At 67.6% G+C, this 14970-nt stretch carries 9 protein-coding genes; 5 read left to right on the top strand and 4 right to left on the bottom strand.

The window, feature by feature from the left end; translation table 11 throughout:
* A partial coding sequence (locus U9977_RS10955) for a shikimate kinase (protein ID WP_322749116.1) occupies nt 1-522 on the top strand: 522 nt, incomplete at its 5' end.
* Nucleotides 523-545: 23 nt separating this feature from the next.
* On the opposite strand, the gene U9977_RS10950 is transcribed toward U9977_RS10955, so the two are convergent.
* Nucleotides 546-1082 (bottom strand): hypothetical protein, encoded by a 537-nt coding sequence (locus tag U9977_RS10950; RefSeq protein WP_322749115.1) that lies wholly within the window; start codon nt 1080-1082, stop codon nt 546-548.
* A 372-nt stretch (nt 1083-1454) separates the two neighbouring features.
* Between U9977_RS10950 and U9977_RS10945 the strand changes: the two genes are divergently transcribed.
* Nucleotides 1455-4922, top strand: a complete 3468-nt coding sequence (locus U9977_RS10945; protein WP_322749114.1) for an AfsR/SARP family transcriptional regulator — start codon at nt 1455-1457, stop codon at nt 4920-4922.
* Nucleotides 4923-4978: 56 nt separating this feature from the next.
* On the opposite strand, the gene U9977_RS10940 is transcribed toward U9977_RS10945, so the two are convergent.
* On the bottom strand, nt 4979-5863 hold the full coding sequence (locus tag U9977_RS10940) for a NifU family protein (RefSeq protein ID WP_322749113.1): 885 nt from the start codon (nt 5861-5863) through the stop codon (nt 4979-4981).
* A gap of 729 nt (nt 5864-6592) precedes the next feature.
* On the opposite strand from U9977_RS10940, the gene U9977_RS10935 reads away from it, so the two are divergent.
* Nucleotides 6593-8239, top strand: coding sequence for a glycosyltransferase (locus tag U9977_RS10935; RefSeq protein WP_322749112.1), 1647 nt, complete (start codon nt 6593-6595; stop codon nt 8237-8239).
* A gap of 116 nt (nt 8240-8355) precedes the next feature.
* Here U9977_RS10935 and U9977_RS10930 read toward each other — a convergent pair whose 3' ends face one another.
* Nucleotides 8356-8862, bottom strand: coding sequence for a hypothetical protein (locus tag U9977_RS10930; protein ID WP_322749111.1), 507 nt, complete (start codon nt 8860-8862; stop codon nt 8356-8358).
* A 37-nt stretch (nt 8863-8899) separates the two neighbouring features.
* Nucleotides 8900-11917 carry an RICIN domain-containing protein gene (locus U9977_RS10925; protein ID WP_322749110.1) on the bottom strand — a complete coding sequence of 1006 codons (3018 nt, stop codon included), beginning with the start codon at nt 11915-11917 and terminating at the stop codon, nt 8900-8902.
* 302 nt (nt 11918-12219) lie between these two features.
* Between U9977_RS10925 and U9977_RS10920 the strand changes: the two genes are divergently transcribed.
* Complete coding sequence (locus U9977_RS10920) at nt 12220-13341, top strand: hypothetical protein (RefSeq protein WP_322749109.1); 1122 nt, start codon at nt 12220-12222, stop codon at nt 13339-13341.
* A gap of 91 nt (nt 13342-13432) precedes the next feature.
* On the top strand, nt 13433-14970 hold a 1538-nt coding region (locus U9977_RS10915), incomplete at its 3' end, for a glycosyltransferase family 39 protein (protein WP_322749108.1).

Genomic DNA, 14970 nt, shown 5'->3' with positions numbered 1-14970 from the left:
TCTGGGCGACGGGTCTTCCTTGTCGGCCTCATGGGGGCGGGTAAGTCGACGGTCGGTACAGCTTTGGCGACGCTGCTGGGCTGCCGGTACCTGGACAACGACGTGCTGCTCACCCAACAGGCCCAGGCCGGCCCGCGGGAGCTGGCCACGGCCGGGCCGGCGGCTCTGCACGACCATGAGTCCCGCCAGCTGCGGACACTGCTGGAGCTGCCAGGGCCGTTTGTCGCGGGTGTCGCCGCGAGTGTCGCCGACCGCCCGCACGACATGGCGCTGCTGGCCGCCGCCGGATGGGTCGGCTACCTTCGGGCGACCCCACGGACGCTGGCCGGACGGGTGGGAGGGGGAGCTGGCCGGCCGTGGCTGGACGACGATCAACAGGCTGTCCTGGAGTCGATGTTCGCTGCCCGCGACCGCGTGTATCGACGCACAGACTATGTGGTGGATACCGACGGCCGCGACGCGGAGGAGATCGCGGCCGAGATCGCGGCCGCGCTGGCATCCCGGTTCGCCACGGACCGGTAGCCGACCCCCCGGTTGCTCCGCGATCATCTGAGTGGCGGGACGGCTGGTCCGTCGACCAGGATGAGGAACCAGCCGAGAGCCAGCAGAAGATCATATTCATGTAGTGATGGGGCTCCGTCGGACGGGCCGACCAGGATCCTGCGTCCGCCGAGCACGATCGCTATCCCATCCCGGGCAAACAGCACCACGTTGTGCCCGTCGATCCGTGGCACGCCGGTGGCGTGGGCGACGAAACCCCGGGCGAAACCCTGCCGGTTAGGTATGATCCAACGCAGCCAGCGGTCTCCGGTCAGTTTGACGAGGGCTCCCCCGCGTCCCTGCTGGAATTCCGCGAGCGTGTCGCCGGTCGACCCGAGCGCGACCCGCAGGCCGCCGTGGCGGGTTTCCACGACCATCAGATGCTTTCGGACCTTGCATGTGATCCGACCCTGCGCACGCCAGTCTTTCCGCATCCGGGCGATCGCCTCGTCGTCGACCCGGAGCGCGAACTGGTCTCCTGTCGCGGTGACCGGCTCCCAGGTGAATTCCGGCACCATCGCGCAGTCGGAGTGAACCGTCATCATGTTGCCCTCCTGCCGGGCCGTCTCGGAACGTCGACCCGTCTGTTTCCATTGAAAGACCCGCTGGTCAGCAGCTGGTCAGGGCGGCGAACGTGGCAGCTGGGTGAACGACGGGGCCGACGGGGGCCGATGGGGGCCGGCGGGGGCCGGCGGGGGCCGGCGGGGTTGTGCCGCGGCGACCGGGTCCTGACCAGGTCCTGACCGGGTCCTGACCGGGGTCCTGTCGGACACGGGGGCGGGTGCTCCTGGTGCCGGTGGCCGACAGTTGCCTCCGGCTTGCCACGGCCTCGTGTTGCACACTGGTTGGAGGTGGTATTTAAGTAGTGTGATCATGTAATGGGCGATGTGCGTTGTTTCGCGAGACAGGATGACATGGAGTTTCGGGTTCTTGGATCGCTCGAGATGGTGCGCGACGCCACGCATGTCCCGATCGGTGGTCCGCAGCGCCGGCTGTTGCTCGCGGCTCTCCTGTCCGAGGCGAACCGCCCTATCCCCGACCGGGATCTCCTCCGCGCCATGCAGGGCGATGGCGGTTGGCACGAAGAGCATCGGCGCGAACACCTGCATCGGCTGCGGGTGCATATTCTCGGTCTTCGGCGGGTGTTGGGCCAGTCCAACGGCCAGCCCCTGGCGCGGGACGCCGGCGGGTACGTTCTCCAGGTCGGGGCGGACGAGCTCGACGAACTGGTTTTTCTCAGACTGGTTGAGCAGGCCCGGCGGCTGCGGGATTCCAAGGACGTGGCGAGCGCTGCCGACCGGGTGGACGAGGCATTGGCGCTCTGGCGTGGGGAACCATTGGCAGATCTTGAGAGGCGTCCCTTTGTCGAGCGTTATGCGGCCCGGTTGGGCGAGCTGCGACTGCATGCGGAAAAGGAAAGGGCCGCCGCATATCTGGCGGCCGGTCGGCACGGGCCGCTTGTACCGATACTGCGCCGGCTGCTCGTCGAGAACCCGGCCGACGAACGCCTTCAGCTTGATCTGTCGCTGGCCCTTTACCGCGACGGTCGCCGGGAGGACGCCGCCGCCGTCTGCCTGGATGCGTTGCGCCGATCCCGTGATCGTGGAATCGAACCCACCGCGATGCGGGAAAGGCAACGGGCGATCCTCGCGGACGAGCCGTCCCTTCGTTGGGCCGCGCCGGCTGAACAGGTTCGGCTGGGAGCCGTGCCGCGCCATCCCGTGCCGTCCCAGCTTCCCGCGGGCACGAGGAACTTCACCGGTCGGGAGAAGGAGGTTGCCGATCTCCTCGCCTTGTTCGAAGCGGAGGACGCCGGTGCGGGCGTAATCGTCTCGGCAATAGCCGGGCAGGCAGGCGTCGGTAAGACGGCACTCGCCATTCACGTCGCCCATCAACTCCGGGGTCGGTTTCCCGACGGTTTCCTGTATACGAACCTGCAGGCCACACCGGACTCGCCGGCCGAACCTTCGACGGTTCTGGTGTCGTTTCTGCTGGGGCTGGGAGTGTCACGCGAGCACATAGGGGACGATCCGCAGGTGCGGGCGGCGCTGTACCGTTCAACCCTCGACGGCAAACGGCTGCTCGTCGTTCTGGACAACGCGACCGATGCCGAACAGGTGCGCCCGCTGCTCCCGGGGGCGGCATCCTGCGGGGTAATTATCACCAGCCGACGGGCACTTTCGAGTCTGGATGCCGACCATTTCGTGCTCGACGTCCTCGATTCCGACCCGGCGGTGGCGCTGCTCGCCAAGGTGGCACGCGGCGAGCGGGTCGCGGCTGAACTGGACGAGGCCCGTACGATCGTGGCGCTGTGTGGCTTTCTGCCACTGGCGGTGCGGATTGCGGGTGCGCGCCTCGCGCAGCGGCCCGATGCCAAGCTGCGGTCCCTGCGAGAAGAGCTCCAGGTTGCGCGTTTGAACGTGCTCCGGGTCGGTGATCTTGAGGTGCGGGCCAGCGTCGACCTGAGCTACCGGGGGCTACCGGCGGCGACCAGGCGGGCGTTCCGGCTGCTGTCCGTGCTGGAAACGGAGGACGTCAGCCCCCTGGCCGCGGCCGCACTCCTTGATCAGAATGTACAGCAGGCCGCGGAGCTGCTGGAGGAGTTGGCGGTCGGGCACCTGATCGAGCGCCGGGCCGGAAACGGCGATGAGCCCCGCTACCGCTTTCACGACCTGCTGCTGTTGTTCGCGCGTGAGCGTCTCGCGCAGGAGGACTGCCCCGCCGACCGCTGCGCCGCGCTCGAGCGGGTGCTGGAGATGTATCTGGCCTGCGCGCAGGACGCTGCGAGCCGGCTGCACGCGGGTAGCCGCACCATCGTCCCCCGCAGGTCGCCGCCCCGGTGGCAACCGGGGGAGGACGGGGTGATCGAGGCCGCTGCGCGCAGTCCGATCCAGTGGTTCGATCGGGAGAGCAAGAGCGTTGTCGCCCTCGTCGAGCAGGCCGGGGCTGAAGGCTTTGATGAGATGACGTGGCTGCTGAGCGCCGCGATCGTCGACTTCCTCGAGATCGGCTCGCACTGGTCGTTCTGGCACCGGACCCATGAGGCTGCCCTTGCGGCCACGCTGCGCCAGCGCAGCCGGGAGGCCGAGGCGAATATGCGCCGTCATCTCGGGCAGCTTCGCCGACTGCAGGGGGACCGTGCCGGCGCGCGCACGCTGTTCGAGGCGAGCCTGGCCCTCTTTGTCGCGACGAGCTGGCCGATCGGTGAGGCCGCGGCGCGTCGCAACCTGGGTGAGCTCGACATCGAGGACGGCCGGATAGGCGAGGCAATTGATCATCTGCGCATCAGCAGGGATCTTTGCCGGGACTTCGGTATGACGTTCGGTGTGGCGCGGGCTCTGGAGACCCTGGGTCGGGCCTACCTCGCCGCGGACCGTCCCGCCGAGTCGCTGTCGTGCCTGGAGGCTGCGGTCGGTTACTGCGAGATGACCAGCAACCAGCTGGCCGTCGAGCGTGCTCGGATGGCCCTGGGATCGGCGTTCCTGCGAACCGGACGGGTCGACGACGCCATCGGGTTGCTCGGTGCTGCCGAGCGCTTCTTCCAGGCGGAGGGGCATCTGCCGTTGCGGGCCGAGGCCCTGCTGCTGCTGGGTGACGCCCACAGCCGAGGTGGCCGTGACGCCGAGGCATTCGCCTGTTACGACGCCTGTCTGTCCATCTTCCAGGAACGCGGCGACATGCTGAACGAAGCGAGAACTCTGGCCCGCCGCGGCCGGCTGCACTACTGGCGCGACGATGACCTACAGGCACGCGCGTCGTGGCGGCAGGCACTGGCATTATTCAATGATCATGAAGGTACGGAGGAATCCGAGGTCCGTGACTGGCTGGCACACGGCCCCGGTGACCGGCTTGAGCCGGCGACGGAACGCGTCCTCGACCACTTCGACCACGACGGGTTCATCCGGCGGGTAGCGGCGAGCGAGTACGTCGTCCGTATCCTCTCCACGTGGATCGAGCTTCTCGAAGATCGCCTGCGGGACTCCTTCCTCGCCGCGGTGCGGCACGCCCTCGACCGCGGGGCGTTGGTGCAGATCATGTTGCTGGACCCTGAGTCACCCGCTGCCGTCCAGCGAAGTCGGGAGATTGGCACGTTGCACGATGTCTGCGGGCTGGTCCGGGAGAATCTGCATCGTCTTCGGATCTTTATCGATGGGCTGGCCGCCGCGGATCGGGAACGTATCGCCGTCCGGGTCTACGCGGCGGCATCCACCGTTGCGTACTATCGCTGCGACGCCCGCGCCCTGGTTGCGACGTTTCCGTTGGGCGACTCGTCGTCCCGGACCACCCACTACGAGGTGCCGGTTGATTCGACGTTCGCGCAGTTCGTCGAGCAGCGCTTCGCAGAACTGTGGACATCCGGGAGTCGTCCGCTGGAATTCTGAGCCACCGGTGTGGGGTGGCTGCCGCTGCGCGGGGCAGATGCCCATACCTGTACCGGTCAGCCGTCGATGCGGATCCAGACCTGACCGTTGTCGATCCGAAGGGGAAGTTGTTCCAGCCGGGCGCCCGGCGCGTTGAGGCAGGTACCTGACCGCGCGTCGTAGCAGAAACCGTGCCGTGGGCAGGTGAGGGTGCCCGTGACCGGGTCCAGCTGCGCCACGTTGACGGGGAGTCCCTGATGGGCGCAGGCGTCACGATAGGCGGTGAGCTGACCGTCGTGGCTTATGACCACGACATCGGCTTCGGCGCCGTCGGCCCGTTCGAGGTGCAGTGCGGTGATCTGCTGGTGGGACAGCTCCGCGGTCGTGCCGACCGCCACCCAGCCACCGTCGCGGGTGCGGACGGGACCCAGCGGTATCAGCGTCGGTGGCGGCTCGCCGGCGAGCATCACCACCCGCGCGATGGACGCCACCCCGCCGACCAGAGCGTCCTTCACTACTTCACGCAGCGTAACGCCGGTCAGGGCGTGGCTGTTGCAGGTGCCGCTCACCCGCAGGAACGCGGTATCCCCGTCGACCCGGATCAGTTCCACGTCGCCGCCGTGGGCCCGCAGGTAGGGCCGAACCGTGTCGAGCGCGTGCAGCGATTCGGTCACCGGCGTGGGCTGGATGATCCCGTGCACCGAGAACAACAGGTGCACCATGGGGTCGTCCGCGAGCTCGAACAGCATCTCCCGGCCACGCGGGTCGCTGCGCAGTTTCCGGGCGATCGCGTTGATCGCACTGCCGTGGAGCGCTTCAACGGCGTGACGGAGCTGCTCGGCGTGCTGCCGCGCGGCAGGTTCCAGCTGCTGGACGGCGGTGGCCGCCTCCTCCAGGGCTTCCGACAGCGCGTCGAAACCGGGATCGTTCCGCTGCGGCCCGATCGGCCGGGTACTGCTCATCGCCGGACTCCTAGCGTGCGTGCTTCCTTGGGGTCGCCGGGTGCGCGAGGGAATTCGTTATTGCGCGGCTGTCAGCCGGCCGGTCCGCTTTCCCCTTTGTCCCGGTACGGACAAAACAGCGGGTACTTTCTCATGATCCCACAGGTTTGGCGGGTCGCCGCCGTAATCGGTTGGTCATATGACCGTCGTCACGCGCCAACCGCCTTGTGTTCATCTGTCGCGGTGGTCACATCGGTCAATTTCCTGACATTTCGTCCCGCCCGCGCTGCGTGGCTCGTTTGCTGAAGCGGTGAACAATCCCGTCGACGTGTGGCCGGTGTTGCGGGAACTAATGTCTCTATTGCCGGACAAAACCGGGCACACTCCGGTCGGCCCCGGCATCGAAACTTTCGGAAAGTATCCAACTGGCTACCATGCGTTCGAATTGACGCTCGTCACCTGCCATCATCGGGGCGAACCCGTCGTCCTCCGATTGGCGTCAGTCCGGTCCGGACCAGTTTGGAGAAGCGCATTAATTAAAACCTTAGTCGGTTGGGCCCGGCGGGCCCTTGTGTGACCAGTGACCTAGAGGGCCAAAGGGCGCGCGACGATCGTCAGATCGCGCGCCCGGCGGCCGCAGTCCCCGTAGCACTAGAGGGCCAAAGGGCGCGCGACGATCGTCAGATCGCGTGCCCGGCGGCCGCAGTCCCCGTAGCACTAATAGGCGAATGTTTTCGAAAGGTGACAAGTATGGCTCGCGACGTAGCGCCCGTCGACGCCACCGCGCCGATTCCCGATGGCCTAGCACCGTGGGTGCCTCGGCCGCGGGTACCGACGGACGGAGCTTCGCGGCGCCGCTGGGACGTCCCGGTGGCTGGTCCGGTCAGCGGACGGCTGGCACCGGTGACCGGCGTGCTGGTCATCGTGCTGGGCGCGATCTACCTGGCATGGCGAGCGGGAACGCTCGCCGGTACCGGCGTGTTCGGCTCCTTCTTCTATGGCGCCGAACTGGTCAGTTATGTGACCGTCGCCTGGACGGCGGTCATGGTCGGTCGGATGCGGCCGGGTGCGGTCCGCCGCGCCGGGCCGCCGGCGGGCAGCCTCGACGTGTTCGTGACGGTGTGCGGCGAGCCTGCGTCCATGGTCGAGCGGACGCTGCGTTTCGCCCTGGCGATCGACTATCCGCACCAGACCTACGTTCTCAACGACGGTCGCCTCGCCGGCCGGAAGAACTGGCGGGAAATCGACGCGCTCGCCGCCCGGCTGGGCATACCGTGCTTCACCCGTGTCGACGGGACGCCGGGAAAGGCCGGTAATCTCAACCATGCGCTGGCCCGCACGGACGGCGACGCAATCCTGACCCTGGACGCCGATCACCTCGTCGTGCCGGACGTGGGGGAGCGGATAGTCGGTTATCTGCGTGATCCGGAGGTCGGGTTCGTCTGCACCGCCCAGTGTTTCGACACGGGCCGCAGGGATGTCCTGAACAATGCTGATTCCATGTTTTTCCGGGCCATCCAGCCGGCGAAGGACCGTGACAACAGCGCGTTCTCCACCGGTAACGGAGCCCTCTACCGTCGGTCCGCGCTCGAGTCGGTCGGTGGATTCAGCGAATGGAATCTGGTTGAGGATGTGCAGACCTCGTACGAACTGCATGCCCGTGGTTGGTCAAGCGTCTACCACGCCCGGCCGATATCAATAGGGACGGCACCGGCGACCGCGGCCGTCTACGCCAAACAGCGCCTGCGGTGGGCTATGGACCACATGCGCCTGTTGCTGTTCGACAACCCGTTGCGCAAACCGGGTCTGCGGGGCTGGCAGCGGGCGCACTATCTGCACACCAGCCTCAGCCCGCTGCTGGCCGTTGTCCAGATGATCTTTTTGGTGGGCCCGCCGCTGGCCATCATCCTGCGGACGCAGGTGTCCTCCGGCGCGACTGAACAGCATTATCTGCTGTTCGGCGTGCCCTATCTCCTCGGTTCAACGCTATTCATCGTTGCCTATGCGGGCCGCGGGTGCGCGACCCGAACCGTTGCGAGCTCACTGTTCATCGCCCCGCTGTATCTGATCGCCTTCGTCTGGGTGGCGTTCGGCTACCGGCCGCGCTCATCCGGTACCACCGAGAAGGCGTTTCAGCCGAAAATGTCCGTGCTCGTCCTGCCGCAGGTCGCCTTTGCGGTCACACTGGTCGCATCCATCGTCATCTACGCCTTCGACACGCGCGCAAACCGTCCGCTGTTCGCGTTGGTATGGGCCGGGATCATGCTGATGATGGTGGCCGGGCCGCTGTCCGCGGTCAGCGATCGACGCGCGGTGGTCGAGCGGTGGCAGCTGCCGATACGTGGGACGATCATTCTGGCTGTCGCCCTGCTGTCGGCGTTGACATACGCCATTTGACGCAACGGCCCCACCTGGACGGCCTCGGGGAGTTGCCGCGGCCGTCCAGGTGGCGAAGCTGCATGTCGCAGGTGCATCGCAGAAGCAAGGGCTGCACGTGCGCGCACTCTGGCCGACTACGAAAGCTCGCAGATCAACCCGAGTTCGTGCTGGACCGCCACGCTGAGCTGGTCGCAGCCGACACCGGCCGTGCCCAGTTCGACGAGCCGCCAGCGGTCGTTCGGGTGGGTGAGCAGCGCGGTCGCGGGGTCGGTTTCGCCGCCGGCCGGCACGACGTGGGCGACCGCGACGGTCGGGTCGATCGTGGATACGTGGACGTCGACCACCCGGATGCGCTCCGGGGGGACCTCACCGAGCAGCGGGCTCGTCCGCACCGCCTGCGCGACCTGCTCATCAGTGGACGGGCTGGGCCGCCCGACCGGCGTCGCGACGGATGGCTGGACCGCGGTGCCGGTGCCGGTGGTCGGCGCGAGCTTCGACGGTGTGGCCGTTGACGGTGTGGGCGTCGAAGGCGAGGCCGTTGACGGCGAGGACGATGCCGTGAGTGCATCGGCGGGCATGGCGAGCACAGCCGCGACCGCGGTCGCGGCGAACAACAGCTGCGGAACGGTCGGGCGGGTCATCCGTGCCGCGCGAGTCGCGGGACGGGTGTCTGACCTGCTATGCGTGACGTTGCGTGAGCGCCTGGCGTGCGGCATGTGCTGGGCTGTCGGACCCCTCCGGTGTCGAGCCATGGAACAGCTCTACCCGTCCTGGCGCACTTAACTCATGTAACACATCTGACACCAGGTCGTCGACTGACCGTAAAGAGTGGGTGATCAGCGGAATGTCCCTGTACACCGGGTCTGAGTCGGCCCCGTGAACAACATCATCATCGGGATGTCGGCCCGAGGACATCGTATTATCTGCAGTCGGTGATCTTTTGATCCACGGCTGGTGATCTTTCGAGGTTTGTGCGATCAAATCGGCTCCGATGATCATACAAACCTCGAAAGATCGTCCGACGAATCGGCAGCCCGGGCTGCCGTACTGCACGCCACGGCCGTTCGTGCCGAGGTACACCCGGCCGTAGACGTCCGGATCGCCCGTGATGACGCTGCTCAGCCCACCGAACTGATGCCGGTCGTCATTGATCTGCACCCAGCTCGACCCGCTGTCATCCGAACGGAAGACACCCAGGATGCCGTTCGCCCGTCCGGTGAAGTAGAGAGCCGGGTAGGTGTGTCCCGATGCGGCCTTGCCGAAGCCGATGCCGTGGGCTGCGGCCACAGTGGAAAGCTTCGTGAAGCTCGTGCCACCGTTGGTCGAGTGAAACAGCCCGGAGTCGTGACCGGCGATCCACAGATCGCCTTTGCGCCCCGGCACCGCCGCCAGCTGGCCGCTGGCCAGCCCGCTCGAACGTGCCGAGAAGCTGGCGCCGTTGTTGGTGCTGATGGACAGGCTCCCGTTCACCAACGCGTAGAACGTGCTGGCCTTGGCCCTGTCCGCGGTCACGATGGCGCCGCTGGGTAGACCGCTGCTGGCCGTCCACGAGGCTCCGTGATCACGGGAGTAGTACGGCGCCTTACCGCTTGGCGTCCACACGAAGGTGGAGCCGTCCGCGGCGACCGCTACTGTGCCGGCCTGGCCGTCGCCGCCCGGGGTGCTGGCAAAGGGCGCCCAGGACGAGCCCCCGTCGGTGGAGTAGGCGCCATAGGGTGCGCCGCCGGTGCCGACCCGGGCCACGATGCCTGCCGAGGCCTCGGCGAAGTCGATCCCGGTGGTGTTGTTGAAGATCGGGTTCACCATTGCGCGCGTGGGCGTGGTCGTCAGATCGTCGTGGCGGAAGCCGCTGACGTCGCCGAGTGCGCTGATCACCGATGCGCCACCTGGTGGTGCGATCAGGCCGAGTACGGCCGTCTCCTCCAGGCCCTGTGCCCGAACCGTCCAGTGGGTGGCCCCACCGGTGTCGGCTGCGGTCAGGTCGTCACTGCCCCAGATCCCACTGCCGGTCACATACATGACCCGGTTGGAGTCGAACGGGTCGATCTCGATATCGCCGATCCAGTGCCCGAACGACGCCGCGCCGACATACGGTGCGGCGGATGCGTCGCGGACGGCCTTGTCGCCCAGAGCTGTCCAGCTCGTACCGCCGTTGGTACTCCGGTAGATCTCGTCGCTCGGCCACCAGCGGTCCATCGTCGTCACCACGACCGTGGTCGGTTTGGCGCGGTCGACGGTCAGGCCTGCGAACCCGTAGCTCCCGGTTGATGGAGTGATGTTGGTCCACGTGCCGCCTTGGGAGTTGAGCTTCCACACCGAACCGGCGGTCATTCCGTTCGGGCCGGGACCGTTCCCGTAGGTGAGGTAGAGGGTGCCGTCAGAGGAAAGCACTCCGTGGTGGGGCAGTTGGCCCGTGGGCGTTCCGGAGACCGCCTGCCAGGTGGCACCACTGTCGGTGCTGCGGTAAAGGCTCTTGCCAGTGTCGGCCACGCCTACATAGATCGTCTTGCTGCCGGCGCCCGCGCTGCCGCTGTTGGGGTCGAAGGTGACAAAGCTGATCCCTACGCCGCCGGTGGGCCCGGTGACCGGGAAGCTGGTGACCTGGCTCCAGGTCGCGGCGAAGTCGGTGCTGCGCCACAGCCCGTTGTTGCGGGTGCCCAGGTAGAGGGTGGCATTCTTGTTAGGGTCGATCGTCATGCGCTCGCCCATGGAGCGCCCGTCCTCATTGCCGCCGAGTTTGAACGGCAGGTTGGTCCGCTGAAAGCTCGCACCCTGGTCGGTGGAGCGCAGGATCGCGCCGTTTCCGGACCAGTCGTTGGTGTAGGTTCCTGAGGCCAGATACACCCGGTTGGGCTCGACCGGGTCGGTGGCGATGCTCTCGATACCCAGCAGCGTCCAGTCGTCCGGGCTCACCCAGTCGGTCAGCGGGATCCATCGCCCGGTTGACGGGTTCCAGCGGTAGGCGCCGCCCATGTCGGTGCGGGCATAGACGAGCCCCTGTTGACTCGGGTTGAAGATGAGTCCGCTGACAAAGCCGCCGCCGACGATCTCGGCGTTGCGCCATTGGTACGGGCCGGTCGCCGCAGACTGCGTCGAGGCCGGGGTGGTGGTCGGAGCCGTGCTCGGGCTCGGGCTGGAGGTGGCCGGGTCTGCGGTGGCCGGGTTTGTGGTTGTGGTTGACGTCGGGGCGGGCGTGGAGCCTACCGCGATCAGGCTCCACTGTTGGTTGGCGCCGCCGTTGTCTGTCCATTGTTGTACGGTGGCGCCGTCGGCGGTGGACCAGCGGGCGACATCGAGCGCCTTCCCGCTGTTCCGATTAATGATCTTAACGGTGCCGGAGCTTGCATCGGCGATCTGCCACTGTTGGTTGGCGCCGCCGTTGTTTGTCCATTGTTGTACGGTGGCGCCGTTGGCGGTGGACCAGCCGGCGACTTCGAGCGCCTTCCCGCTGTTGACATTAACAATCCTGAAGTACCCACCGCCGGCGCCGGTCAGCCGCCACTGTTGGTTCCCTCCGTCGTTTCTGGCCCACTGCTGCACCGGGGCGCCGTCGCTGGAGGAGAAGCCCGCAATGTCGAGGACCTTGTTGCTGTGCTTGGCCACGAGTACATAAGTGGCGGTGGTGTCGACCGTTGCCGTCTTCGTGAACGTCGTGACGGCCAGATATGGCAGCGTGACGCTGACGAAGCCCGCCATGAGGCCGAAGATTACTAAGCGAGGAGTGAGTCGTCGTCTGGATCCCGCTGACGATCGACGATGTCGGGGGATGCGCATTCTGAATAAATCTCCTGAAAAGCGATGATCCCCCCTAAGGCGGCATAGTACCCGATTGCCGGTAGATCGTTCCCGTGGGCCGGCTCGACCTGCCAGGCCTGCGGTGTCCACCACCCGGGCGATGCGCGGTCACCTGCCGTGATCCAGGCATGTCGCTGCGATCCACAAGGACATCCCAAGGATTCCAAAAGCTTCCCCTCAGGCGCGACCGCCACGGTATGCACATGACATACGTGTGGGTGAGCCCGAGTCTCCCCGCCGACCCGGGCGTGCTGGCCCAGGCGCTCGGACCCGGTTATGACGTCCTGACGCCGTCGGCCGAGCCACCCTTCGGACAACGGCTCGACGATCAACTAAATGATCAACTGTCAGTCGGTTCGGCGGAACCGGCGGAACCGGCCGGTGCGGACCTGTTCGGGCACCGGCCACGATCGCCGCTACAGATGATCCTCGTCGTCACGATGTACGAGCGGGAGTTGCTGGCGACGCTCACGGCCAGGCCCGCCGGCGCCGTCCTGGTGCTGGTCACCCCGCCGGGTGTCGATGTGCCGCCGGAGCTGGGGGCTGCGGCGCGGCCGCAGCTGGTCAGCGCCGCGTCGTCGGTCGCCGACGTGGCCGCGCTCATCCGCAGCGTCCCCATGGCCACGTCTGTGGATGTCCTCGGATCGGCCCAGGCCGACGCGCCCTGGTGGGTCGGCTCTGGCCGGCCCGAATTCTACCCGGCAGGCGGGTCGGCAGGCGGGTCGGCGGATCGGCCCACGACGGTGGCGCCCGCTGTGCGGGCCGGCCGAGGACTCAGCCGGCGCGGTGGCCTGATTGCCGCAGTCGCGGTACTCGCCGTCGTGCTGGGTACCAGCGCAGCTGTCATGGCCGCAGCCGGCGGGGGAGGCGGCACCAGCCAGGCCGCGAACGATTCGACTCCCGCGGACGGGCTTTCCGGTTACGGGACCCGAGGCGGTCAATTCTCCGGTGGTGAATTCCCGGGCGGACGGTTGCCCGGTGGTGGATTCCCAGGCGGTGGTCGGTTCCGGGGCGGCAACGGGCCTGCGATCGATCTGGAGAAACTCCAGGCGTGCCTGAAGGACAAGGGCATCACGCTTGACGGCAGCAACGGGCAGCCCCGCCCGGACATGACAGATTCGACGGTCCGTGAGGCGTTCCGACAGTGCATGGCGGACCTCCGGGGCTCAGTTCCGTCAGCCGGCGCATCCGGTGGCGCTCCGTCAGCCGGCGTACCCGGCGACGACCAGTCGGGCGGTTCGGGCGGTGGCACCACCGGCGGTAGTTCCGCCACGGGCTCGGCCAGACCCGCGACCTTCGTCGTGTCGGCGGTAACTCTTACGTGAGGACGCCAGCACCGCCAGCACCGCCAGCACCGGGACGTCCGCCATCGGCAACGGAACGTCGGCCAGATCGGCACATCGAGGGGATCACGCAATGACCACGAACGTCGGCGACCTCGACTGGGGGTCGGTCAGGCCCGACGTCGACCTCCCCGAGCAGCGCGGGGACGGATCGCCGCAGGCGCCGGACGGGCCTTCGCGTCCGACGCCGGGCGCGCCCGCGATACGCCTGCCCCGGCAGTTGCGAGGGCACGCCGCGGACCCCTGGTGGGTGCGCCTGGCGTTGCTCGTTCTGCTGGCCACGGCCGCGGTCCTCTACCTGTGGGGGCTCGGCGCGTCCGGCAACGCAAACAGCTTCTATGCCGCCGCGGTGCAGGCCGGAACGCAGAGCTGGAAGGCGCTGTTCTTCGGGTCGTTCGACTCGTCGAACTTCATCACCGTGGACAAGCCACCGGCGTCATTGTGGGTCATGGCCCTGTCCGGGCGGATCTTCGGCTTCAGCAGCTGGAGCATGCTCGCACCGGACGCGCTGGAGGGCGTGGCGTCCGTGGGCATCCTCTATCTTGCGGTTCGTCGTTGGATCGGGCCGCGCGCGGGTCTCGTTGCCGGCGCCATGCTGGCCCTGACGCCGGTTGCCGTGTTGATGTTCCGCTTTAACAACCCCGATGCGCTGCTCACGTTGCTGCTGGTCATCGCCGCCTACTGTGTGGTGCGCGCGACCGAGGACGGCAGCTACCGGTGGATCGCCCTGACGGGCGTGGCGGTCGGGTTCGCCTTCCTGACCAAGATGATGCAGGCGTTCCTGCCGGTACCGGCGTTCGGGCTTGTGTACCTGGTGGCAGCTCCGACCTCGATCGGCCGGCGGTTGCTGGGCCTGCTGGCCGGCGTCGGCGGAGTGCTGGTCGCCGCGGGCTGGTTCGTGGCGGCCGTGGAGTTGTGGCCGAAGAATGCCCGACCGTTCATCGGCGGCTCGACCAACAACAGTTTCCTTGAGCTGACCTTCGGCTACAACGGGCTCGGACGGATCTTCGGCGGCAGTGGAAACGGCGGCGGGGCTGGCGGCCCCGGCGGTCAGGCCGGTGGGCAGCTTCCGGCCGGCATCGCCCAGTATCTGCAGGGGACGCCCGCCGGTGGTCGGTTCGGTGGCGCAGGCGGCGGTGGTGGCGCCGGTCCCGGTGGGATGTTCGGCGGTCCGACCGGCTGGCACCGGATGTTCGGCAGCCAGTTCGGTACTCAGATCTCCTGGCTGCTGCCGGCCGCACTGATCGTCCTGCTGGGCGGGCTGTGGGTCACCCGTGCGGCGCCGCGCACCGACCGCGTCCGCGCCGGCCTGCTGCTGTGGGGCGTGTGGATGCTGGCCACCGGTGTCGTGTTCAGCTATATGAGCGGCACCATCCACCCGTACTACACGGTTGCGCTGGCGCCGGGAATCGCCGGCGTCGTGGCCTTCGGTGGCACCGCGTTGTGGCGGGCGCGGAACTCTCGGGTCGCCCGGACGCTGATGACGGTCGCCGTCGGGGTCACCGGCGGGTGGGCGTTCGTGCTGCTGGACCGCAGCCCCGGCTGGTACCCGGCGTTGCGGTTCGTCGTGCTGGTCGCCGCGATTCTCGCCGCTCTCGCCCTGCTGGTCGG

The sequence above is a fragment of the Protofrankia sp. Cas8 genome (assembly GCF_963555845.1).
Classification (GTDB): Bacteria; Actinomycetota; Actinomycetes; order Frankiales; family Frankiaceae; genus Protofrankia.
The sequence above is the reverse complement of the archived record's forward strand: the minus strand, read 5'-3'. Positions and strand labels throughout refer to the sequence as shown.